Origin of the sequence: Sphingomonas sp., from assembly GCF_017304615.1 — a bacterium.
GTDB lineage: Bacteria > Pseudomonadota > Alphaproteobacteria > Sphingomonadales > Sphingomonadaceae > Sphingomonas.
On the sequence record NZ_JAFKLZ010000001.1, the window covers coordinates 1,474,764 to 1,495,416 of the forward strand.

Below are 20,653 nucleotides of genomic sequence, written 5' to 3' on the forward strand. Positions count from 1 at the left end.
TGCAACCCGTTCCAACTCATCTATTGATGCTGTTCTAGCACAAATATTAGCGGAAAGCAGTGGCTACCGGCATTACCGCCCCCGCGCCATTTCCCCTTCATCGGATCGATGATGATTGCCGACGACGAGACACATGAAGGGAGCCGGTCATGAAAATATCGGGTTCCGTAGTTCTGCTAAACGGCGCCTATGGCGGCATGGGCCGAGACTTCGCAGGTGAGCTGCTGAAACGTGGCGCCGCCAAATTCTACGTCGCAGCACGCGATACGACGTCGCTGCGGGAGATGCTGGCAAGCGACGACCCGCGGTTGGTTTCGCTGCCGCTCGATGTCACGGACCCGGACCAGGTCGCCGCTGCAGCAGGCGTCCCGACCGACGTCACGCTGCTCGTCAACAATGCCGGGTACGCAGCGTTCGAAGGAGCGATCGCCGCCACCGAGGTGGAGGATGCCCGGCGTGAGATGGAGGTCAAATATTTCGGCACGCTCGCGATGACGCGGGCTTTCACGCCCATCCTCGCCAATAATGGCGGAGGAGCCGCGCTCACGACGCTCGGCTTGGTGGCGGGTAATGTGCCTGCGGCAGCGATAAACGGCCTGATCCTGGGCGGTCTCTATGCACTGGCCTGGAAGGTCGCGCCGATCCACCTCCCGGCCGACGACTGGAAAGTCTGGGCGCTGGGATTCGTCGCTGTCGAGTTCGCCTATTACTGGTTCCACCGCGCTAGCCACCGCATTCGCTGGCTCTGGGCGACTCATGCGGTCCATCATTCGGCCGAGCAGATGACCTTGCTCTCGTCGCTGCGGCTGGGCTGGACCAACCTGTTGTCGGCGGGCTGGATCTTCTACCTGCCGTTGATCCTGGTCGGGTTCGACCCGCGGCTGGTGGTGGTTCTGCTCGCATTCAACCTGCGCTATCAGTTCTTCCTTCATACCGAAGCCAGGATATCGCTGGGGTCGCTGGAATGGCTGCTCAATTCACCATCGCACCACCACTGCGTGCATCACGGCCGCAACGACGCCTATCTCGATCGCAATTATGGCGGCGTCCTGATCGTCTTCGACCGGTTGTTCGGTACCTTTCGCGCGGAACGGGAAGAGGACCCCGTCGAGTTCGGCCTGAAAGATCGGCCGCCCGTGACCAACCCTTTCAAGCTCGTCTGGCGAGAATGGTCGGACGTATTCGGTGCCATGCGGACGGCTGGAAACGTGCGCGGTGCCATCGGCGTGGCGATCTCTCCACCAGGCAGCCATGTCGGCAAACCGGACACTCCTCTCTAGGCACGACTTTCCGATGGTGTCCTACGGCCACAACAAGGGGGGAGTGAACGCTTAATCGATCGGGCGAATTTGAAACTCAACCCTCTTGGCCGGGTGGCCGACGCGCATGTCCAAGCCTCCGCTAAAACCGTCGGCACGCGCCCTCAAGCGTGTCCTCAACGCCCGGCCAGCCGATAAGACCTCAAATGATCTCTTGGAGAATCGGCTGATCGACTTGCGCGCCCCCTTAACGAGCGAGGGGCCACGAGCTGGCTGCGAGAAGGCCGACGGTCCGCTAGTCCGAAGAACTGGCCTCGCGCACCTCGATATACATCACGGTCCTAGAAACGTGTACCCGTCTCCGCCGTTTTGCTTGGCGCAGGATCAGCGAGTGCATCGCCGAATAGACCAGGGACAGCCACTGATGCGACACGGCGTTCAAAACCAGATTCTATCAGCATTGATGCCCATAGTCGGATCAGTCATCGCGCGATATGGAAACGCGGATGTCCGGTCACACCGATGCTCTTCTTGCACCTGAGTCCGATCTTTGGCGCGCCGTTCGCCCAGGCGTTCGGATCGCGGTTGTGCGGGGGACCATCCCCCATTCCGATTTCGATGGTTGGGAGAGCCTCGTCCGAAAAGAAGGCATATTGGCCGTCGAGGCTCTCCGCTGGCTCGACGACACGTCGCAGAGCGCCAAAGCGAAATGGAGCACGTCCCCGACCCGCCTGACATCAGAAGAATTGGCTGTGGTCGATTAGGCGAGAACCATGCTGCGCGCGGCCATCGCCAGCGTCGCGGGCTGAACAGAGCGACGAATAGAAGCATATATGAGCTGCCGGTCAGCGGCCGGCCGGATGCGGGCTGGAGCTCCAGAGGAATAAGCTCTGCCAAATTACGACGCGGACGAACCCAACGAAAAAAAGCCGATCATTCTAATACGAACGGCAAAGCCAATGGAATCTCATCTGCCAACGACTCGAGGCCGTCCAAGGCCCCAATTGGTCGATCACATAATGAGCTAGGCCCTCGAAGACACGGTGGGTGCGACAAGAACTTGACCGTGCGAACCGCGCAAAGACGGCCGTCAAAATGTTGGGAAAAATGTTGGGGAGATTTCACTCCGCCGGAAAAACGGAATAAAATCAATGTCTTACACGACGGAATGGTGGAGCCGAGGGGGATCGAACCCCTGACCTCTGCAATGCCATTGCAGCGCTCTCCCAGCTGAGCTACGGCCCCAATCCTTCGCGGGAAGGCGCCGCCCCTAGACGAAGCAGCGCCCCTTTGACAAGCGGGTGTTTCCCGCCTGCCCTACAAAATCAATGGTCGTCTTCGTCGCCGCCGGTCTCGACGCCCAGATCGTCGTCGCCGCCCAGATCGACTTCATCGTCCGCCGACGGCTCTTCGTCCTCGGCGATGTCGATGTCTTCACCCTCGAGATCCGCATCGTCCTTTTCAGGCTTGTCGGTCTTGATGACCTCGAACGGCAGAGGCTGCTTGGACTTCAGGATCGGTTCCGGGTTGAACGCGGTGTTGCACGCGATGCACACCACCGGGTCTTCCTTGCCCAGATCGTAGAAACGCGTCGCGCATTTCGGACACGTGCGCTTCGTGCCCCATTCCGGCTTGACCATGCCGCTAGTTACCTTTCGATTTATGCGATTTTCGGGTTGTGAACCCTAAAGTGGCGCGCGCCTTGCCATAGCGCAAGGGCACTGTCAAAGCCCCGGCGATGAGCCATTCCGCGCCGCAGCCTGTCGAGATTTCCCCAAGAGGTGCGTTGACCGGCCGCGTGACCGTGCCCGGCGACAAGTCGATCAGCCACCGTTCGCTGATGCTGTCCGGGCTGGCGGTCGGGGAAAGCCGGATCGAGGGGCTGCTCGAGGGCGAGGATGTGCTGGCCACCGCCGCCGCCATGCGCGCGATGGGTGTCACGATAGAACGATCCGACGACGGCGTCTGGCGCGTGTGGGGTGTCGGGGTCGGCGGGCTGCTCCAGCCTCAGGCGGCGCTCGACATGGGCAATTCGGGGACGTCGACGCGATTGCTCGCGGGGCTGGTCGCGAGCCATCCGATCACCGCGACCTTCACCGGCGACGCCTCGCTGTCGAAGCGGCCGATGGGGCGCGTGATCGAACCGCTGTCGCTGATGGGCGCGGATATTACCGCGAGCCCCGGCGGCCGCCTGCCGATGATGGTGCGCGGGATCAATCCGGCGGTGCCGATCGATTATACCCTGCCCGTCGCCTCGGCGCAGGTGAAGTCGGCGGTGCTGCTCGCGGGCCTCAACACGCCGGGCGTCACCCGCGTCATCGAGCCGGTGGCGACGCGCGATCACTCCGAACGGATGCTGGCGGGGTTCGGCGCGACGTTGACGGTCGAGGCCACCAATCGCGGGCGAGTCATCGCGATTACTGGTGAGGCCGAGTTGAAGCCGCAGCAGATCGTCGTGCCCGGCGATCCCAGCTCGGCGGCGTTCTGGGCGGTGGCGGCATCGATCGTGCCGGGCAGCGAGGTGACGATCGCCAATGTCGGCCTCAACCCGACCCGCGCCGGGCTGTTCACGGCCCTGCGGATGATGGGCGCCGACATTACCGAGGTCGATCCGCGCACCGTCGGCGGCGAGCCGGTCGCCGACCTCGTCGTCCGCCACGCACCGCTCACGGCGATCGACGTGTCGCCCGACCTCGCGCCGAGCATGATCGACGAATATCCGGTGCTGTTCGTCGCCGCCGCCTTCGCGCAGGGCCGCACGGTGGCGCGCGGGGCGCATGAGCTGCGCGTCAAGGAATCGGACCGCATCGCCGCGATGGCCACCGCGCTCGGCGCATGCGGCGTCGCGATCGAGGAGTTCGAAGATGGCCTGGCCGTCACCGGCACCGGCGGCGATCCGATCCCGGGCGACGCGACGATCGCCTCGCTGCTCGATCATCGCATCGCGATGGCGATGGCAGTGGCCGGACTGCATGCCCGTCAGCCGATAACGATCGACGACGCCGCGCCGGTCGCGACGAGCTACCCGGACTTCTTCACCACGCTCGACGGATTGCGCGTCGCGTGATCGGCCGCCGCGCGTTGCTCGCGGCAGGAGCGGCGTTCGCGGCTAGTTTTGTCCTGCCGCGCTCGCTGGCCGCGCGGGAGCCTGACGGCTATGCGCCGCCCGATCTCGAAAAGATGGTCCCGGTCGAGGGCGGGCGCGTCTATGTCCGCGTCAACGGTGACTTGCGCGGTCCCAAACCGCCGATCGTGATGCTCCATGGCGGACCCGGCGGCACGCACGCCCATTTCCTCCCCGCCCTCGTGCTCGCCGACGAGCGGGCGGTGATCCTCTACGACCAGCTCGACAGCGGCCAGTCGGACCGGCCCGGCGACCCCGCGAACTGGCGCGTGTCGCGGTTCGTCGACGAGGCGGAGTTGATCCGCAAAGCACTCGGCGTCGATCGCTGGCATCTGCTGGGACATAGCTGGGGCGGCACCCTCGCGCTCGAATATGGCGCGCGGCGGCCGGCGGCGTTGCGCGGACTGGCGCTGGCCAGCCCGCTCATCTCGACCAGAAGCTGGATCGCCGACGCCAATGCATTGCGCGCTTCATTGCCCACCGGCGTCCAGGCCGACATCGCGCAATGCGACGTCGCGCCGGGGCCGGTCTGCGACACTGGCACGAACGCCTTCTATCGCGCCTTCAACGGCCGCGAGCCGGCGACGACGGCCGCCGTCGCCTATGCCCGCGCGCATCCCGATGGGTTCAACCCGAAACTCTATTACGCGATGTGGGGCGCCAGCGAGTTCGTCTCGACCGGCAGCTTGCGCGACTATGATGGCGAGCCGCTGCTGGCGAAGCTGGACGGCAAGCGGACCTTGTTCCTGGGCGGCCAGTATGACGAGGCACGCCCCGCCACGCTCGCCGGTTTCGCCGCGCGCGTGCCCGGCGCCGAATTCGCCACCATTCCCGGCGCGGCGCACGGTATCTTCGCCGATCGGCCCCAGGAAACGGTCGCGTTGATCCGCGCGTGGCTGGCGCGACAGGATGCGCTCGCCTAGGTTCGGGCGAATGAAGGGAATCGCATGATCATCGCCGTCGACGGCCCCGCCGCCAGCGGCAAGGGCACCATCGCCCGCGCGCTCGCCAAGCATTACAAGCTCGCCCATCTCGACACTGGCCTGCTCTATCGCGCCGTAGCGGAAAACGTGCGCCGCATGGAGCTCGACCCGGCGATCGAGGCCGACGCGGTCGCGGCGAGCAATTTCCCCGACGAATTGCTCGACGACCCCGTGTTGCGTAGCGACGACGCCGGGCAGCGCGCGTCGATCGTCTCCGCCCACCCGCTGGTCCGCGCCGCCTTGCTCCAGCGCCAGCGCAAGTTCGCGCAACAGCCAGGCGGCGCGGTGCTCGACGGGCGCGACATCGGGACCGTGATCGCACCCGACGCCGACGCCAAATTGTTCGTTAAGGCGACACCCCAGATTCGCGCGCGCCGCCGCCATGCGGAGCTGAAGGGACACGGCTCGACGATCAGCCTCGACAAGGTGCTGGCCGACATCCGCGCGCGCGATCTGCGCGATACCGGCCGCAACGCCGCGCCTTTGGTCATGGCGGCGGACGCGGGCATCCTCGACACGAGCTTCCTGTCGATCGAGGCGGCGGTTATCCGCGCGATCGAATTGGTCGAACGGCAACGCGCGCTGAAGGCGTCAGCTTGACGCCAGCTTTTCGCGCCACGGCCTGGCGAGACCGTGATAGAGCCGCTCCTTGCATATCAGCGCGGACACGGCGTGAGCGATCAACGCAGCGAGAAAAAGCGGCAGGATCAACCCGCGACTGGCGGTCGCTTCGACAATGATGATCACCGCGGTCAACGGCGCGCGAACGACCCCCGTGAAATACGCGACCATCCCCAGCAACACGACCGCCCCGCCGGGATCGTCGGGAAAGAGAACACGTAGCACGGCCCCCAATCCCGACCCGGTCGCAAGCGATGGCGCGAAAATCCCGCCAGGCAATCCTCCCGCAGCCGTTGCCAGCGTCGATCCGAACTTGGCGGGGCCGAACCACCACGGCGCATTGGTGCCGTCGATGATCGCCCGCGCCGCCGAATAGCCGGTTCCCCAGGTCAGGCCGGTCGCTACGCCGAGCAACGCCACCGCGACGCCGCAGATCAGCGCCCACACGATCGGCCGTTCGTCGAGGAAGGGCAGCCAGCGCCGCTTCGCCACCCCGACGCCAAGCATCAGACGAGCAAATAAGCCACCGGTCAGCCCGCCCAACACGCCCGCCACCGGCGCGACGCGCAACACCGCGCCAATCTTCATCGTCTGCCCAACCGCGCCGAAATAGACGTAATCGCCGGAAAGACCGAGGCTGACGACACCCGCGATCAGAATCGTGGTCATCACCAGCAGCGCTACACGTTGCTCGTACGCGTCGGCCAGTTCCTCGATTGCGAAGGTCACACCGGCCAAGGGCGTGTTGAACGCCGCGGCGACGCCGGCTGCGCCTACGGCGATGATCATCGACGAGCGCAGGGGCGCACGCAGGACGCGATGATAGAAAGTCATGATCGCAGCCGAAACTTGTACCGTCGGTCCCTCGCGTCCGACGGAAGCGCCGCACAACAATGCCGCGACAGTGAACAAGCACTTGAGCGCCGCCGCCTTCAGCGAAATCAGCGTGTGCGACGCCTTCTTCACGTCGTGCGCCGCCGCAATGACCTGCGGAATGCCCGACCCCGCCGCCTCAGGCACGATGGCCCGCGTCAGCCAGGCAATCGCGGCAAAGCCCAAGGGCGTGATGGCCAGCGGCCACCATGGATGAAGCCGCGTCAGATCTTCGAAGGCTATACTGGCGCGGTCGGCCAGCCGCGCGAACAACAGCGCGGCGAGCCCGATAGTGACCGCCCCCGCCCCCATCGCGATGCGGCGCCGCCAGACGGCGGAGGCTGGGCCATGCCGCTTGAGCAACACGCGCCACCGCCGGTTGAAGGTGATCGGCATGGCGGCCGCATAACCGCGCCCGCGTCAAAAAGCCAAGACCTACGCCACCTTGCCTTAACGCGCCCTCGGCGCTATGTGCGCCCCCGTCCAGCGAGCAGGTTCTCGCGGAGGTCGGCGTGGCGGGTTTCCTGTCGCGCCCTTTTCGCTTTTGCGGCGCATCGCTTTCCTCCGCCTTCCCGTTCGTTCGGATGCCGTGCCGGCATGCGGCCGTCGCGGCGTTTTGGCCAAGACCACCGGAGACAACCGGTTGGCCGGAAAACATTGATTAGGAACTCGAATTTATGGCTTCTGCCGCAACCCCGACGCGCGACGATTTCGCGAAATTGCTCGAACAGACCCTGGGTGACGCCGACGGCTTCGAAGGCCGTGTGGTGCATGGCACCGTTACCGGCATCGAAAACGACATGGCCGTCATCGACGTCGGCCTGAAGTCCGAAGGCCGCGTGCCGCTGCGCGAATTCGCAGCCCCCGGCCAGAAGGCCGACCTGAAGGTCGGTGACGAAGTCGAGGTCTATGTCGACCGCGTCGAGAACGTGCACGGCGAAGCGATGCTGTCGCGCGACCGCGCCCGCCGCGAAGCCGCGTGGGACAAGCTGGAAGCGGAGTTCACGCAGAGCGCCCGCGTCGACGGCGTCATCTTCGGGCGCGTCAAGGGCGGCTTCACCGTCGACCTCGACGGCGCCGTGGCGTTCCTGCCCGGTAGCCAGGTGGACATCCGCCCGGTTCGCGACGTCCAGCCGCTGATGGACATCCCGCAGCCGTTCCAGATCCTGAAGATGGACCGCAAGCGCGGCAACATCGTCGTGTCGCGCCGCGCCGTGCTCGAGGAAACCCGCGCCGAACAGCGTTCGGGCCTGATCCTGAGCCTGGCCGAGGGCCAGATCATCGACGGCGTCGTCAAGAACATCACCGATTACGGTGCGTTCGTCGACCTGGGCGGCATCGACGGCCTGCTCCACGTCACCGACCTGTCGTACAAGCGCGTCGGCCATCCGTCGGAAGTCCTGAACATCGGCGACACCGTCAAGGTTCAGATCATCCGCATCAACAAGGACACGCAGCGCATCTCGCTCGGCATGAAGCAGCTCGAGAGCGATCCGTGGGACGGCGCCGCCGCCAAGTATCATGTCGGCGCGAAGATGACTGGCCGCGTGACCAACATCACCGAATATGGCGCGTTCGTCGAACTGGAAGCGGGCATCGAAGGCCTGGTCCACGTTTCGGAAATGAGCTGGACCAAGAAGAACGTCCATCCGGGCAAGATCGTCTCGACTTCGCAGGAAGTCGATGTCGTGGTGCTCGAAGTCGATGAGGACAAGCGTCGCATCTCGCTGGGCCTCAAGCAGGCCCAGGCCAACCCGTGGGAGGCCTTCGCGGCTGCGCACCCGGTCGGCACCGAGGTCGAGGGCGAAGTCAAAAACGCCACCGAATTCGGCCTGTTCATCGGCCTCGACAACGATGTCGACGGCATGGTCCACATGTCCGACATCGCCTGGGGCATTTCGGGCGAGGACGCGCTCAACCTGCACCGCAAGGGTGAGATGGTGAAGGCGATCGTGCTCGACATCGACGCTGAGAAGGAGCGCATCTCGCTCGGCATGAAGCAGCTCGAGCGTGGCGGCCCGTCGGGCGCCCCGTCGGCAGCGGCAGCGGCGTCGGGTGACAAGCTCAACAAGAACGCCATCGTCACCGTCACCGTCCTCGAAGTCCGCGACGCGGGCCTCGAAGTTCAGGTCGGCGAAGACGGCGCGACCGGCTTCATCAAGCGCACCGACCTCGGCCGCGACCGCGACGAGCAGCGTCCGGAGCGGTTCCAGGTCGGCCAGAAGTTCGACGCGATGGTGACGGGCTTCGACCGGTCGAAGAAGCCGACCTTCTCGGTCAAGGCGATGCAGATCGCCGAAGAGAAGCAGGCGGTCGCCCAATACGGTTCGTCCGACTCGGGCGCGTCGCTCGGCGACATCCTGGGCGAAGCTCTCAAGGCTCGCGACACCAAGAAGTAAGCACCAAAATGGGTAGTATCGCCCCGATACTACCCATTTTGTCGCCGTTTAGTCGCGAATCAGTCCTATTGTCGGACGCACTTTCGTTTTATGGAGTTGCTCAGGGAAGGTTATCACCTCGGCCGATGGGCCTTGGCGATAATGGCATACGGCTGTCCGATAGTTTCGTGCGGCTGGTGTTGGGAGACTGAGTGAAGATGATCCGTTCGGAACTTATTCAAAAGCTGTCGGACGCCAACCCGGACCTCGCGGCGCGCGATGTCGAGGCGATCGTCACTACCTTTTTCGACGAAATTTCGCGGCGGCTGGCCGCCGATGGTCGCGTGGAGCTACGCGGCTTCGGCGCCTTTTCGACTCGCGCACGCGACGCTCGCACCGGCCGCAACCCGCGCACCGGGGAACTGGTGGCGGTGGACGCGAAACGCGTGCCCTATTTCAAGCCCGGCAAGGAGATGCGGGTCAAGCTGAACGTCTGAGGGAACTTAGGGCGAGCGGAGCAAAGCCAGCGCACCTCAAGGGCTACGCACGTTCGGCGCGCCAACCTCCCAAGTCAACGACCGACTACGACCCGGCTCCGCCGGGTCGCTGATTCCTGGGCAATAGCAGCCGTTCGGCGCCAGCCCTCGGATCAAATCTATGGTGCGGACGGCGGGACTCGAACCCGCACACCCAATGGGCGAGGGATTTTAAGTCCCGTGCGTCTACCAATTTCGCCACGTCCGCGCTGCCGATCGAATGGCAAGCTATGGGACGGGACGCAAGCGAAGCTTGCCGTTGGCGCCGACGCGTCGAAACTGGCATGACGCGGGCGATGACCTTGCGCCGCTGGCTCCTCCCCCTGCTTGCTTTGTGCGCCGCCCCCGCGTGCCAGCAACGGCCCGACAAGGGCCCGGTGGTCGTGTCGGTGATCGGCAGCCGCCCCGTATTTGTCGACGTCAACAAGCGCAACGCCGACGAGGCGCAACGCCTGCTGCTCGATTCGACGGCGCAGGGGCTGGTGCGGTTCGACGCCGCCGGCCAGATCGAACCTGGCCTCGCCGAGCGATGGAACGTGATCGACGACGGCCGCACCTACATCTTCCGGCTGCGCGAAGCGCAATGGAACGACGGTTCGAAGGTCACCGCGGCCGACGTCGCGGCGATCCTGAAACGTGCGATCGCGCCCGCGTCGCGCAATCCGCTCAAGCCGTTTCTGACCGCGATCGACGACATCGCGGTGATGACCGACGCCGTGATCGAGGTCCGGCTGAGCCGCGCCCGGCCCGATTTGCTCAAATTGTTCGCGCAGCCCGAACTGTCGATCCTCCGGGAAAAGCCCATTGGCGGGGCGGGACCGTTTCGCATCGGCGCGACCGGCGGCGGCATCCTCCTCAGTCCCGCGATCGATCCGGTGCGGTCGCCCGAGGATGAACCCCAGGGGCCGTCGCCCGAACAGGATGTACGGCTGATCGGGGAGCGTGCGGCGCGCGCCATAGTCAGGTTCGCCGCGAAAGAATCGGATTATGTCGCCGGCGGCTCCGTCGATAACTTTCCGCTCGTCGCCCGCGCGCAAATCGCGCCGACCAATATCAAGTTCGATCCGGCGGCGGGCCTGTTCGGGCTGGCGATCGTCCGGCGCGACGGGTTGTTGTCCAGCGTGGAGGGACGCGCCGCGATCGCCCAGGCGATCGACCGCGCGGCGCTGATCGCCGCGATCACGCCCGACTGGGGCCAGCCGGTCGAGCGGCTGGTGCCAGACAAGCTCGATTCGGCGGCGGCGCCGGCGGTGCCAGCGTGGGCAGCGCTGACGCCCGACGCTCGGCTGGCGGCGGCGCGCGACGCCGTCGCGAAATATCGCGCGGACAATCCCGGCCCGATCGTGTTGCGCATCGCATTGCCCCCGGGTCCGGGCGGCACCATGCTCTACGGCCAGATCGCCGCGCGGTTGATCCTGATCGGCGTGCAGCCGCAGCGCCTGGCGATGAATGAGGATGCCGATCTGCGGCTGGTGGACGCGGTCGCGCCCTATGACAGCGCGCGCTGGTATCTCGCAACCGCCTGCGTCTTCTGCAACGACGATGCCCGCGCGGCGCTGGATGCGGCGCGCGACGCGCCCGACATGGCGACGCGCGCGCAACGGATCGCGGAGGCGGACGCGCTGATCTCCTCCGATGTCGCCTTCATTCCCATCGCGACGCCGCTGCGTTGGTCGTTGGTGTCGTTGCGGCTCAAGCAATGGCAAGGGAACGCGCGGGGCTGGCATCCATTGAATCATCTGCGCGCCGACACCAATTGAGTCGGACTATGGTCAATACCACGCGTATGCAGATGCCCGATCTGGGCGCCATCGTCCCCACCGGGCGCGACGCCGCGTCCGTGCGCCGGCGCGTCGAAGCGCTGGAGCATCTGCTTGAGGGGCTGTTCACGATCCCTGGCATCAAGCGCAAGGTCGGACTCGACGTCATCCTCGACGTGCTGCCGGTTGGCGGTGACGTGATCGGCGCGGCGATGGGCGCTTATATGGTGTGGGAAGCGCGCAACCTGGGGATTTCCAAGGTCCAGATGGCGCGCATGTTCGGCAATGTCGGCACCGACTTCCTGCTCGGGTTGATCCCGTTCGTCGGCGCGATCCCCGACTTCTTCTTCCGGTCGAACACGCGCAACCTGAAGATCATCAAGAAGCATCTCGACAAGCATCACCCCTCGACCGCGGTGATCGAGGGCTAGCGCCGCCGTCCGCTCCCCCGCCAGATCCTGAGCGAGGCGTTGTCGGCGAGTCCCCCCGTCCCCGCCTTGCAGCGCGTGTAATTGAACCGCGTGTCGAGGCACAGCCACAGTTCGTCGAGCCATCCGCGCTTGGCGGTAACGCGCACGGCGTCCGCCGGAACACCAGGATTGGCCGCAGCGAAGGCGGCGGTGAACTGGCCGACTGTCAGCGGCCCGCGCGACAGCGCGTTCATGTCGGGATAGCGAAGCTTCGCATATAGCCGACTCGATTTGCCGAAATATTCGGACGGCGTGATGCCCATGCACGTGCCGTGCTTCGCCCATTCATGCTGCATCAGCTGCGCCGACGGCGTCGCGCACATCATCCCCTTGATCGTCGCGGGCGGCAGCAGGGTGGTCGCCGCGCAATATTGCGGCCAGTCCTTCCCGACGCCGTCGGGCCACAGACCGTGCAGCGTGAAACCGAAGCGGTTGCCGCTGCCACATTGAAAGCGCGCGGCCGGCGTGAACCCGCCAGTGCGGCAGAATTGCGGGGACCAGGTGATCGCCAGCGTATAGCCACCGATCGGTAGGTTGCGCTGCGGCTCGCTCGCCGACGGCAAGTCCGGGCGCGGACGCGGCGGCGCGCCCGGCGCGGCGCAGACCAAAGCCTGCGCGCTGGCGATTCCCGGCGCGACCGCCAGCGCCACCGCGGCGATCCGCGCGATACGCTTCATGCTTTCTCTCCGAACCAGACCCGTGCATCGGGCCGGAACAACAAATAGACGGCGACCGCGTTGAGCACGAGCGCCGCGACGGCCAGCCAGCCCGCGGGATCGTTCGGCACGTTGCCCGCCAGGATCGCATAGCCCGACCCGAGCAGCGACAGGCAGAACCATCCCACGACAATCCATTTCGCGACCGCATTCGGCACCCGCGCGGTGAAATACCACAGGGCCAGCGAAACGGTGTAGATGAACACATAGAGCAGCGGCAGGAACCACGGCCCCAGCGTCGCGCGGATCTGCTCCACCTCCTGCGTCTGGTTGTTCACCGCCCATGTCATCGCGGTCACGACGACGCCGAGCAACAGCGACCCCAGATAGGCATATTCGTAATAGACGATCGACTTCGGCCGCATCGTATCCCCCAAAATCCAATGTTTCAGCTTGTCAGTCTCTTAGGACGAAATCCAGCCCGATGTCGGCGGCCGGGGCCGACTGGGTAAGCCGCCCGACGCTGATATAGGTGACGCCGGTTTCGGCGATCGCGCGGATCGTGTCGAGCCGCACCCCGCCGGACGCCTCGGTCGGCACGCGGCCGCCGACCAGAGTCACTGCGCCGCGCAGGGTCGGCACGTCCATATTGTCGAGCAGCAGGTGAGTTGCCCCCGCCGCCAGCGCGGACTCTATCTGGTCGACGCGATCGACCTCTACGATGATCCGCGCAATGCCCGCGTCCTTCGCGCGTCGCACCGCCTCGCCGACCGATCCGGCAACCGCGACGTGATTGTCCTTGATCATCGCCGCATCCCACAATCCCATGCGATGGTTGGTCGCGCCGCCCATCCGCGTCGCATATTTTTCGAGCAGACGCAGCCCGGGGATCGTCTTGCGCGTGTCGAGCAGGGTCGCGCCGGTCCCGGCGATCCGATCGACATAGGCGCGCGTCATCGTCGCGATGCCCGAGAGATGCTGGACGGTGTTGAGCGCCGATCGTTCGGCCGTCAGCATCGCGCGGGCGTTCCCCGTAAGCCGCATAAGGTCGCTGCCCGCCGCCGCCGGATCGCCATCCGCCGCAAGGATCTCGATCTCCACACCCGCATCGAGCGCGCGGAAGAACGCCGCCGCGATCGGCAGCCCGGCGACGACGATCGCATCGCGGCTGTCCATCACGCCGGCAAAGCGCGCGTCGGCGGGGATGACGGCGGCAGAGGTAATGTCACCCCCTTCCCCCATATCCTCGGCGAAGGTGGCGCGAACGAAGGCGTCGATGTCGAAGCCGGGAATGTCGAAAGCGGTTTCCGTCATGGTGCGGCCTCTGCCATGATCGGCGCCGAGCGACCACCCCGAAGGAGCCGATCATGACCGCCTATGCCGCCCTGCTCCGCGCCGTGAATGTCGGCGGCACCGGCAAACTGCCGATGACCGAGCTGACCGCGATGTGCGAGAAGGCCGGGTTCGCGAAGGTGAAGACCTATATCGCGAGCGGCAACGTCGTCTTCACCAGCGGAAAGGACGAGGCGACGGTCAAGGCGACGCTCGAAAAGGCGATGCAGGATTATGCGGGCAAGCCGGTCGGCGTGATGGTGCGGACCGCGGCGGAAATGGCGGCGGTGGCGAAGGCGAATCCCTTCCCCGACTCGCCCGGCAACCGCGTCGTCACGATCTTCCTCGACGACACGCCGCCGCAGCACACCGCCGACGAAGCCAGGAACGTCGATGGCGAGGAGATCGCGCTCGGCGCGCGCGAAATCTACGTGCGCTACACCGATCACGGCATGGCGGATTCGAAGCTCATCGTCCCGGCCGCCAAGGCCGGCACCGGTCGCAACATGAACACCGTCGTCAAGCTCGCGGCGATGGCGGCGGCGTTGGGCGGCTGAATCCGAGCATCGGTCCGCCTCGCTGCGGGACACCCTGACCCATTGCCGCGTGGCGGCGAATAGCGGAGACTTGGGGAAACGGAGGACCGACATGGGCAAGGACAAGAAGGATGGCGGCGACGAGCTCCAGCGCGGGCTGGTGCAGATGCAGCTCGCCCATATGCAGGACGGCACGCGGACGATCGTCGTCGTCGAAGGGCGCGACGGCGCGGGCAAGGACAGCACGATCGCGGCGCTGACCGAGCATCTGTCGGCGCGCTCGACCCGGATCGTCGCGCTGCCCAAGCCGAACGACCGCGAAAAGACGCAATGGTATTTCCAGCGCTATATCGCGCACTTGCCCGCCGCGGGCGAACTCGTGATCTTCAACCGCAGCTGGTACAACCGCGCCGGGGTGGAGGTGGTCAATGGCTTCTCGACAGTGGAGGAGCAGGCGCAGTTCCTGAAGGACGTGCCCGATTTCGAACGGATGCTGGTCGAAAGCGGGATCAAGCTCGTGAAGCTATGGCTCGACATCACCAACGCCGAGCAGAGGGAACGGCTCGACGATCGCGCGACTAATCCACTCAAGGCCCTGAAACGCTCGCCCTTGGATGCCGTCGCGCAGGACAAGTGGGACGATTACTCCAAGGCGCGCAACACAATGCTGATCGCCACGTCGAGCGCGGTCGCCCCCTGGGTCTGCGTGCGCGCCGACCACAAGAAGAAGGCGCACAAGGCCACGATCCGCCACATCCTCCGCACGCTGGCCCCCAACGAGGTGGCGAAGACGGTCGAGGTGCCGGACGCGGAGGTGTTGTTCCCGTTCGAAGCGAAGGCGGTGGAGGATGGGCGGTTGGAGAAGTAGCTCAAGCTTCTTCGCCAACCGCCTCCAAGAACGCATGTCAGCCCCATCTGCCGATATAAATGCCGGTGATACGATGATAATTGCCCGGCCCCGTCGCAGGGCTGGTTTCTAACGTAATTTCAGCATCTCTACTGAATGCAAGAATGCCGAGAGCAGCATGTGACGAATTGGCATCCGTCGCGAACGTTTCTGGCCTATCGGTGAACTGGAAATACAGTTCTCCGGTTTCGGCTGCGCGAATTCCTTTTACTTTAGTCATTTCCACCTCCTGAAGTTACTCAAGGAAGGTGGCAGTGATCACATAGTACGCAATGACAACGGTCCAAATCGGCCTAATCTCTCAATCCCCCGTCACCCGGACCGACCCCAAATCCCCCATCCCCACCGTTCCGCTCGCCATCGCGAGCATCGCGTCGAGGCTCTTTTTCGCCTTCAGCCGCAGGCTTTCCTCGATCTCGATCCGCGGCTCGAGGTCGCGCAGCGCGATGTAGAGTTTCTCCATCGTGTTGAGCGCCATATAGGGGCAGATGTTGCAGTTGCAGTTGCCGTCCGCGCCCGGCGCGCCGATGAAATGCTTGTCGGGCGCGGCCTTTTCCATCTGGTGGATGATGTGCGGTTCGGTCGCGACGATCAGCGTGTCGCCCGCCATCTCCCCCGCGAACTTCAGGATGCCGCTGGTCGACCCGACATAATCGGCATGGTCGAGGATATAGGGCGGGCATTCGGGGTGCGCGGCGATCGGCGCGCCGGGGTGCTGCGCCCTGAGCTTGAGCAATTCGGTCTCGCTGAACGCCTCGTGCACGATGCACACGCCCGGCCACAGCAGCATGTCGCGCCCGGTCTTGCGCGCCAGATAGCCGCCCAGATTCTTGTCCGGGCCGAAGATGATTTTCTGGTCCTTCGGGATCTGGCTCAGAATCTTTTCCGCTGAGGAGCTGGTGACGATGATGTCGCTGAGCGCCTTCACCTCGGTCGAGCAGTTGATGTAGGTCAGGGCGATCGCATCGGGATGCTGCGCGCGGAACGCGGCGAACTGGTCGGGGGGGCAACTGTCCTCAAGCGAACACCCGGCGTTGAGGTCTGGCAGCACCACGACCTTGTCGGGCGACAGTATCTTGGCGGTCTCCGCCATGAACTTGACGCCGCAGAATGCAATCACCTCGGCATCGGTCGCCTGCGCCTTTTTCGACAGATCGAGACTGTCACCGACGAAATCGGCCAGGTCCTGGATTTCGGGCTTCTGATAGTAATGCGCCAGGATCACCGCGTTGCGCTCACGCCGCAAACGGTCGATTTCGGCGCGGAGGTCGAGGCCCTTCAGGTGCGGATGCTGTTCCATGGCACGGACATGGCCCCGTGGCGCGCCGCGATCAAGCGGCTAGCGCCCCGTAACCAGCGGACCAGTCGGCGGTGGCGGAAAATCGAACGGCGGCACGTCGGCGCCCGGCGATCCGGCGGTGACCGAATTGTAGAGCGCGGTGCCGACGGGACTGTAGGTCACCGCTTCGGTCACGATGAAAGCCGCGATCATCACCGCAATGCCGCGGCCCCACGCCGGATGCACCACGCCGGCGCGGCGATAATCGGCGACCACACCGATTATCGGGAAGATCATAACGACGGCGAACGTCGCTTCCCATGCCCAGGGCACCAGCAAAGGGACTGGCAGCAGCCGCCCCAATGCCGGATCGAGCAGCATCGCCATCCCGCAGTAATGCAGCCGCCGATGCCATTCGGTGCGCCGCCGCATCACGATCGCGGCGATCGTCAGTCCGGCAAATGTAAAGACGGTCACCGGGTCGAAGACCAGGAACTGGACCGGCCGAAAGAAGAACGGCACGTGGCCCGCGCGCACCATCGCCACCGTCACCGCGCAGCCGAGCACGACCATCAGCACCATCCACCCCGCGCCGATCCAGCCCAAGGTACGATGCAACGCCATCGACCCGCGAGTGATGAAAATGTTCTGCAGGACGTAGAGCACCATCCAGCCCATGAAGACGAGGGCATGTGCGTGAACCAGGGGCGGCGCGCCGAAGCTGGACCGACCCATCGCGAGTTGAAGCGAGAAGCCGGCAACGATGGTCGCCGCCATCACAAACGCCATCACCAAGAAGAAATTGTCGTCGCGCGTCGGCGCGATATGCGGTGCGGCCAGTGTCGCCATGATGTTCCCCCCGGAAAATCCCGGGCGAGCGAATATCATTTCAGGGCGCGGGGCGCCAGCCGTCGTCCTGTTCGGCAACCAACCCGCGCGCCTGCAAGTCGATCAGGTGCGCCAGGACCGATCGTTCGGCTGCAGGGAACAAGCGCGGATCGATCCCGGCGTACATCTTCTCGACCATCGCAGGGACGGTCTGCGGGCCGGTCGCGAGCAGCCGGACGATCTGCCCCTCGCGCTGTTTCCGGTGGCCGATCAACCCACGGACCAGCCGCTGCGGCCGGTCGACCGGGTCACCGTGCGCCGGATAATAGATCCGGTCTTCGCGGCCCTGCAGCTTCGCCAGGCTGTTCAAATATGCCGCCATGTCGCCATCGGGTGGCGAGACGATCGTGGTCGACCATCCCATCACATGGTCGCCGGTGAACAGCGCCCCGAAACCTTCTTGAGCCTCGGGCAGGGCGAACGCCAGATGGTTGCTGGTGTGGCCGGGCGTCGAGAGCGCGGTCAGCGTCCACCCTTCGCCTGACACGCTCTCCCCCTCCACCAGCACGCGATCGGGCGCATAATCCTTGTCGAAGCTCGCATCGGCGCGCGGGCCTAGATCGTCGAGCGCGAGCGGCGCACATCCGACGATCGGCGCGGCGGTTGCGCCCTTGAGCGGGACGGCTCCTGGACTGTGGTCGCGGTGGGTGTGGGTGATGACGATCGCGGTCACCGGGCGACCGGCGATCGCGGCGATCAGTGCGTTGATATGATCAGGATTGTCCGGGCCAGGGTCGATCACCGCTAGATCGGTGGTCCCGACCAGATGCGTCTGCGTACCGGTGTGCGTGAACGGCGACGGATTGTTCGCCAACACCCGCGTCACCAGCGGTTCCAGGACCTGCGGGACGCCGGGTTGTTGTTCATCCATATCCGGCTGATGCCGAGCGGGCGGCGGTTTGGCAAGGAACGGGTTCGGGGTGGCGCGTGACCGGCACCACCCCTCGCCCCCTCCCTCCGGCTCGTTCGATCAATCGCGCTCGGCGCGGTCCGATTCCATATCACGGATCGATTCGTCGATCCCCTCGAGCGCTTCGCGGCGCGCGTCGGCCGGCATGTCGACGTTGCCGGCAATGCTGGCGCGGGCGCTGCGCAGACCCTTCAGCGCGCGATCATAGGCCATGCGCTGGATATCCCTGCTCTTGACCGCATTGTCCGCGCTGATCGAGGCGAGCCGCTCGATACGGTCGGTGCAGATGATCATGATCTTCTTGTCGCCGCGCGACTTGTCGATGACCATGCTCTCGCGCTTGCCGTTGCCGCCACCGCACCGGCGCGAGCGGACGTCTGGTATGTTCTTGAGCTCGGGTATGTTCGCCAGTTCGGGCATGTCCGGGACGTCGGGGATATCCTTGATATCCTCGCTGATCGTGTTGCCGTCCTTGTCGATCTTGACGATCTTGATCTTCTTGACGCGTGTCGGCGCTTCGGGCGCGGACGGCGGCGAGGCGGCTTTAGGGGGTGCCGGCAATTCGCTACCCTCGGGCATAGCGGGCGGTGCCGGCGGCGCACTCTGCAGCTTGGCGCCGATCCGCGCGTCGAGCTTCGAGATGTCGATGCCGGTCGCCTTCTCGACGCCGGCGCGCACGCTGGCGGCAGCGGCGGTGCCGCTGGCGGTGCCCGCCAGTCCGACGATCATCAGCGCAGCGACGGCCGTACCGCCTAGCGCCAGGCGAGTCCGCGACCGCGGTCCGGTGGTAAGCATCCTCAATCGTCCTTTCAGGTCATTTATCGTGTGAAGGTGGCAGGCCGCCGACACTGCGCCGCCATGCGCCGCCTTGACGATGGCGCAGGCATAGGTGTGGCGGTCGATCGGCGATCGCCCAGCGAGCACACGAGCGTCGTTGGCCATTTCCTGGTCGCTGCGGTACGCGCGGAAGGCACGCCACGCGATCGGGTTGAACCAGTGCAGCGCGAGCACGCCAAGCGCGATCCAGTTGGCGAAGAGGTCGCCGCGCTGATGGTGGCCGATCTCATGCGCCAGCGCGAGTTCGCGCTCGTCGGCATCGTAGCGCTCGGAGAAATCGCGCGGGAAAGCAACGTAGCGGCGGAAGATGCCGAACGCGAGCGGCCCCGACGCCGCCTCGGTCTCGATCACGTCGATCGCCCCGGCGCGCTCGGCGAGAGTGCTCCCGGCGATCATTCGCTGGCAGAAGCGCCAATGGCTGACCGTGTGCCAGCACAGAAACGCCGCCGCGCCGACACCCCACAGCACGGCCAAGGGTAAGCCGAGCGAGGAAAACAGGGATGCGGGCGCAGCGGCCGAGCCTCCGAGCGGCTCGATCACGTAAACCGTCAGCGTCTGGGTCAAATCGGGGGCCGCCGCCGTAGCGGCCGTTGCCGCGCTCCGCCACGCCGGCAATTGCGGGAGCGGCGGCAGGACCAGCCGGATCGCCGGCAACGCCCATAGCGCATAGGCGATGCCGGGACCGAAACTCCGGCGCACGGGGCCGCGGATGACGAGCACGATCGCCATCAGCACGGTGGAGGCGATCAGTGCCTCGATCATCCAGCCGATCACGACTTCAGATCCTTCAGCAGCGCCTCGATCTCGGCGATGTCCTGGTCGGTCAACTGGTCGCGTTCGGCGAGATGCGCGACGAGCGGCGTCAGCTTGCCGCCGAACAGCCGGTCGATCAGCCGCTGCGATTCACCCGCGACATAATCCTCCCGCGCGACGATAGGGCGATAGAGGTATCGGCGCCCATCCTCCTCATGCGCGATCGCGTTCTTGGCGAGCAGGCGGCCGAGCAAGGTCTTGACAGTGTTCGCGCTCCAGTCGCGCTCACGCGGCACGCGTTCGGCAACGTCCTGGGCGCTGAGCGGGCTTTGCTCCCACAGCACCTCCATGACGGTGTGTTCGGCATCGCTGATACGTTCGGCCACGACTCGCTCCTGCTATGACTACGCCTGTAATCGCATTGATTACTATTGTGGTCAAGCTAGGTTGGAACTGGGTCGCGCAATAGTCGGCAAATTTTACAAGTACGTCGAACCGCGTTGGAGCGTTAACCATCGAACGTGGCAGAAATCCTGCCTCCGTCCGACTTG

22 protein-coding genes and 2 tRNA genes are annotated in these 20,653 nt (G+C 65.3%); 11 read left to right on the top strand and 13 right to left on the bottom strand.

Annotation, left to right across the window (positions count from 1 at the left end; translation table 11 throughout):
- Positions 1-149: 149 nt before the first annotated feature.
- Together J0J06_RS07405 and J0J06_RS07410 are read left to right on the top strand one after the other, a co-directional pair.
- On the top strand, positions 150-1,280 hold the full coding sequence (locus J0J06_RS07405; protein WP_294040663.1) for an SDR family NAD(P)-dependent oxidoreductase: 1,131 nt from the start codon (positions 150-152) through the stop codon (positions 1,278-1,280).
- 485 nt (positions 1,281-1,765) lie between these two features.
- Entirely contained in the window at positions 1,766-2,023 is a 258-nt protein-coding gene (locus J0J06_RS07410) for a hypothetical protein (RefSeq protein ID WP_294040664.1), read from the top strand.
- Positions 2,024-2,428: 405 nt separating this feature from the next.
- Here the strand turns inward: J0J06_RS07410 and J0J06_RS07415 are convergent.
- Positions 2,429-2,504: transfer RNA gene (locus J0J06_RS07415), tRNA-Ala, on the bottom strand.
- An 80-nt stretch (positions 2,505-2,584) separates the two neighbouring features.
- Entirely contained in the window at positions 2,585-2,899 is a 315-nt protein-coding gene (locus J0J06_RS07420; RefSeq protein WP_294040665.1) for a TIGR02300 family protein, read from the bottom strand.
- Between the two features lie 98 nt (positions 2,900-2,997).
- Here J0J06_RS07420 and aroA point away from each other — a divergent pair, with 98 nt between their 5' ends.
- The 3 genes from aroA to J0J06_RS07435 are packed head-to-tail and all read left to right on the top strand — an operon-like array spanning position 2,998 to position 5,966.
- On the top strand, positions 2,998-4,326 hold the full coding sequence (gene aroA, locus J0J06_RS07425) for a 3-phosphoshikimate 1-carboxyvinyltransferase (RefSeq protein WP_294040666.1): 1,329 nt from the start codon (positions 2,998-3,000) through the stop codon (positions 4,324-4,326).
- Positions 4,323-5,306 (top strand): proline iminopeptidase-family hydrolase, encoded by a 984-nt coding sequence (locus tag J0J06_RS07430; protein WP_294040667.1) that lies wholly within the window; start codon positions 4,323-4,325, stop codon positions 5,304-5,306. The genes aroA and J0J06_RS07430 overlap by 4 nt, the downstream gene beginning before the upstream one ends.
- A 24-nt stretch (positions 5,307-5,330) precedes the next feature.
- A complete protein-coding gene (locus J0J06_RS07435; RefSeq protein ID WP_294040668.1) occupies positions 5,331-5,966 on the top strand; it encodes a d(CMP) kinase in 636 nt (211 codons plus the stop codon).
- Here J0J06_RS07435 and J0J06_RS07440 read toward each other — a convergent pair.
- Positions 5,958-7,256 (bottom strand): chloride channel protein, encoded by a 1,299-nt coding sequence (locus J0J06_RS07440; RefSeq protein WP_294040669.1) that lies wholly within the window; start codon positions 7,254-7,256, stop codon positions 5,958-5,960. The genes J0J06_RS07435 and J0J06_RS07440 overlap by 9 nt on opposite strands.
- A 281-nt stretch (positions 7,257-7,537) precedes the next feature.
- Between J0J06_RS07440 and rpsA the strand changes: the two genes are divergently transcribed.
- Entirely contained in the window at positions 7,538-9,259 is a 1,722-nt protein-coding gene (gene rpsA / locus J0J06_RS07445; RefSeq protein WP_294040670.1) for a 30S ribosomal protein S1, read from the top strand.
- 197 nt (positions 9,260-9,456) lie between these two features.
- The gene (gene ihfB, locus J0J06_RS07450; RefSeq protein WP_294040867.1) at positions 9,457-9,735 is read left to right on the top strand and encodes an integration host factor subunit beta; all 279 of its coding nucleotides are present in this window, start codon (positions 9,457-9,459) and stop codon (positions 9,733-9,735) included.
- Between the two features lie 161 nt (positions 9,736-9,896).
- Here ihfB and J0J06_RS07455 read toward each other — a convergent pair.
- Positions 9,897-9,982, bottom strand: a tRNA-Leu gene (locus J0J06_RS07455).
- A gap of 76 nt (positions 9,983-10,058) precedes the next feature.
- Here J0J06_RS07455 and J0J06_RS07460 point away from each other — a divergent pair.
- Both J0J06_RS07460 and J0J06_RS07465 read left to right on the top strand, forming a co-directional pair.
- Entirely contained in the window at positions 10,059-11,534 is a 1,476-nt protein-coding gene (locus J0J06_RS07460) for an ABC transporter substrate-binding protein (protein WP_294040671.1), read from the top strand.
- A 26-nt stretch (positions 11,535-11,560) separates the two neighbouring features.
- On the top strand, positions 11,561-11,965 hold the full coding sequence (locus J0J06_RS07465) for a DUF4112 domain-containing protein (RefSeq protein ID WP_294040672.1): 405 nt from the start codon (positions 11,561-11,563) through the stop codon (positions 11,963-11,965).
- Here the strand turns inward: J0J06_RS07465 and J0J06_RS07470 are convergent.
- From J0J06_RS07470 to nadC, 3 genes are read right to left on the bottom strand one after another with little or no spacing between them, the layout of a single operon-like run.
- On the bottom strand, positions 11,962-12,681 hold the full coding sequence (locus J0J06_RS07470; protein WP_294040673.1) for a ribonuclease T2: 720 nt from the start codon (positions 12,679-12,681) through the stop codon (positions 11,962-11,964). The two genes, J0J06_RS07465 and J0J06_RS07470, sit on opposite strands and share 4 nt — an antisense overlap.
- The gene (locus J0J06_RS07475) at positions 12,678-13,085 is read right to left on the bottom strand and encodes a hypothetical protein (protein ID WP_294040674.1); all 408 of its coding nucleotides are present in this window, start codon (positions 13,083-13,085) and stop codon (positions 12,678-12,680) included. The genes J0J06_RS07470 and J0J06_RS07475 overlap by 4 nt, the downstream gene beginning before the upstream one ends.
- A gap of 31 nt (positions 13,086-13,116) precedes the next feature.
- The gene (gene nadC, locus J0J06_RS07480; protein ID WP_294040675.1) at positions 13,117-13,974 is read right to left on the bottom strand and encodes a carboxylating nicotinate-nucleotide diphosphorylase; all 858 of its coding nucleotides are present in this window, start codon (positions 13,972-13,974) and stop codon (positions 13,117-13,119) included.
- A 53-nt stretch (positions 13,975-14,027) separates the two neighbouring features.
- Between nadC and J0J06_RS07485 the strand changes: the two genes are divergently transcribed.
- Both J0J06_RS07485 and J0J06_RS07490 read left to right on the top strand, forming a co-directional pair.
- The gene (locus J0J06_RS07485; RefSeq protein WP_294040676.1) at positions 14,028-14,549 is read left to right on the top strand and encodes a DUF1697 domain-containing protein; all 522 of its coding nucleotides are present in this window, start codon (positions 14,028-14,030) and stop codon (positions 14,547-14,549) included.
- A gap of 91 nt (positions 14,550-14,640) precedes the next feature.
- Entirely contained in the window at positions 14,641-15,396 is a 756-nt protein-coding gene (locus tag J0J06_RS07490; protein WP_294040677.1) for a polyphosphate kinase 2, read from the top strand.
- A 37-nt stretch (positions 15,397-15,433) separates the two neighbouring features.
- Here the strand turns inward: J0J06_RS07490 and J0J06_RS07495 are convergent, their stop codons facing one another.
- The 6 genes from J0J06_RS07495 to J0J06_RS07520 form a co-directional block, all read right to left on the bottom strand.
- Positions 15,434-15,655, bottom strand: coding sequence for a hypothetical protein (locus J0J06_RS07495; protein ID WP_294040678.1), 222 nt, complete (start codon positions 15,653-15,655; stop codon positions 15,434-15,436).
- 81 nt (positions 15,656-15,736) lie between these two features.
- Positions 15,737-16,735 carry a quinolinate synthase NadA gene (gene nadA, locus J0J06_RS07500; RefSeq protein WP_294040679.1) on the bottom strand — a complete coding sequence of 333 codons (999 nt, stop codon included), beginning with the start codon at positions 16,733-16,735 and terminating at the stop codon, positions 15,737-15,739.
- Positions 16,736-16,774: 39 nt separating this feature from the next.
- A complete protein-coding gene (locus J0J06_RS07505) occupies positions 16,775-17,563 on the bottom strand; it encodes a hypothetical protein (protein ID WP_294040680.1) in 789 nt (262 codons plus the stop codon).
- Positions 17,564-17,603: 40 nt separating this feature from the next.
- Positions 17,604-18,473 (bottom strand): MBL fold metallo-hydrolase, encoded by an 870-nt coding sequence (locus tag J0J06_RS07510; protein ID WP_294040681.1) that lies wholly within the window; start codon positions 18,471-18,473, stop codon positions 17,604-17,606.
- Positions 18,474-18,572: 99 nt separating this feature from the next.
- Positions 18,573-20,123, bottom strand: a complete 1,551-nt coding sequence (locus J0J06_RS07515) for a M56 family metallopeptidase (RefSeq protein ID WP_294040682.1) — start codon at positions 20,121-20,123, stop codon at positions 18,573-18,575.
- Positions 20,120-20,488 carry a BlaI/MecI/CopY family transcriptional regulator gene (locus tag J0J06_RS07520; RefSeq protein WP_294040683.1) on the bottom strand — a complete coding sequence of 123 codons (369 nt, stop codon included), beginning with the start codon at positions 20,486-20,488 and terminating at the stop codon, positions 20,120-20,122. The genes J0J06_RS07515 and J0J06_RS07520 overlap by 4 nt, the downstream gene beginning before the upstream one ends.
- Positions 20,489-20,653 lie beyond the last annotated feature (165 nt).

What these genes read in the sequence shown, in the direction of transcription:
- J0J06_RS07405 (WP_294040663.1), top strand. Translation starts at nt 150, where the DNA reads ATGAAAATATCGGGTTCCGTAGTTCTGCTAAACGGCGCCTATGGCGGC.
- J0J06_RS07505 (WP_294040680.1), bottom strand. Translation starts at nt 17,563, where the DNA reads ATGGCGACACTGGCCGCACCGCATATCGCGCCGACGCGCGACGACAAT.
- nadC (WP_294040675.1), bottom strand. Translation starts at nt 13,974, where the DNA reads ATGACGGAAACCGCTTTCGACATTCCCGGCTTCGACATCGACGCCTTC.
- J0J06_RS07440 (WP_294040669.1), bottom strand. Translation starts at nt 7,256, where the DNA reads ATGCCGATCACCTTCAACCGGCGGTGGCGCGTGTTGCTCAAGCGGCAT.
- J0J06_RS07495 (WP_294040678.1), bottom strand. Translation starts at nt 15,655, where the DNA reads ATGACTAAAGTAAAAGGAATTCGCGCAGCCGAAACCGGAGAACTGTAT.
- rpsA (WP_294040670.1), top strand. Translation starts at nt 7,538, where the DNA reads ATGGCTTCTGCCGCAACCCCGACGCGCGACGATTTCGCGAAATTGCTC.
- nadA (WP_294040679.1), bottom strand. Translation starts at nt 16,735, where the DNA reads ATGGAACAGCATCCGCACCTGAAGGGCCTCGACCTCCGCGCCGAAATC.
- J0J06_RS07510 (WP_294040681.1), bottom strand. Translation starts at nt 18,473, where the DNA reads ATGGATGAACAACAACCCGGCGTCCCGCAGGTCCTGGAACCGCTGGTG.
- J0J06_RS07485 (WP_294040676.1), top strand. Translation starts at nt 14,028, where the DNA reads ATGACCGCCTATGCCGCCCTGCTCCGCGCCGTGAATGTCGGCGGCACC.
- aroA (WP_294040666.1), top strand. Translation starts at nt 2,998, where the DNA reads ATGAGCCATTCCGCGCCGCAGCCTGTCGAGATTTCCCCAAGAGGTGCG.
- J0J06_RS07465 (WP_294040672.1), top strand. Translation starts at nt 11,561, where the DNA reads ATGCAGATGCCCGATCTGGGCGCCATCGTCCCCACCGGGCGCGACGCC.
- J0J06_RS07475 (WP_294040674.1), bottom strand. Translation starts at nt 13,085, where the DNA reads ATGCGGCCGAAGTCGATCGTCTATTACGAATATGCCTATCTGGGGTCG.
- J0J06_RS07435 (WP_294040668.1), top strand. Translation starts at nt 5,331, where the DNA reads ATGATCATCGCCGTCGACGGCCCCGCCGCCAGCGGCAAGGGCACCATC.
- J0J06_RS07460 (WP_294040671.1), top strand. Translation starts at nt 10,059, where the DNA reads ATGACGCGGGCGATGACCTTGCGCCGCTGGCTCCTCCCCCTGCTTGCT.
- J0J06_RS07410 (WP_294040664.1), top strand. Translation starts at nt 1,766, where the DNA reads ATGTCCGGTCACACCGATGCTCTTCTTGCACCTGAGTCCGATCTTTGG.
- J0J06_RS07490 (WP_294040677.1), top strand. Translation starts at nt 14,641, where the DNA reads ATGGGCAAGGACAAGAAGGATGGCGGCGACGAGCTCCAGCGCGGGCTG.
- J0J06_RS07420 (WP_294040665.1), bottom strand. Translation starts at nt 2,899, where the DNA reads ATGGTCAAGCCGGAATGGGGCACGAAGCGCACGTGTCCGAAATGCGCG.
- J0J06_RS07470 (WP_294040673.1), bottom strand. Translation starts at nt 12,681, where the DNA reads ATGAAGCGTATCGCGCGGATCGCCGCGGTGGCGCTGGCGGTCGCGCCG.
- ihfB (WP_294040867.1), top strand. Translation starts at nt 9,457, where the DNA reads ATGATCCGTTCGGAACTTATTCAAAAGCTGTCGGACGCCAACCCGGAC.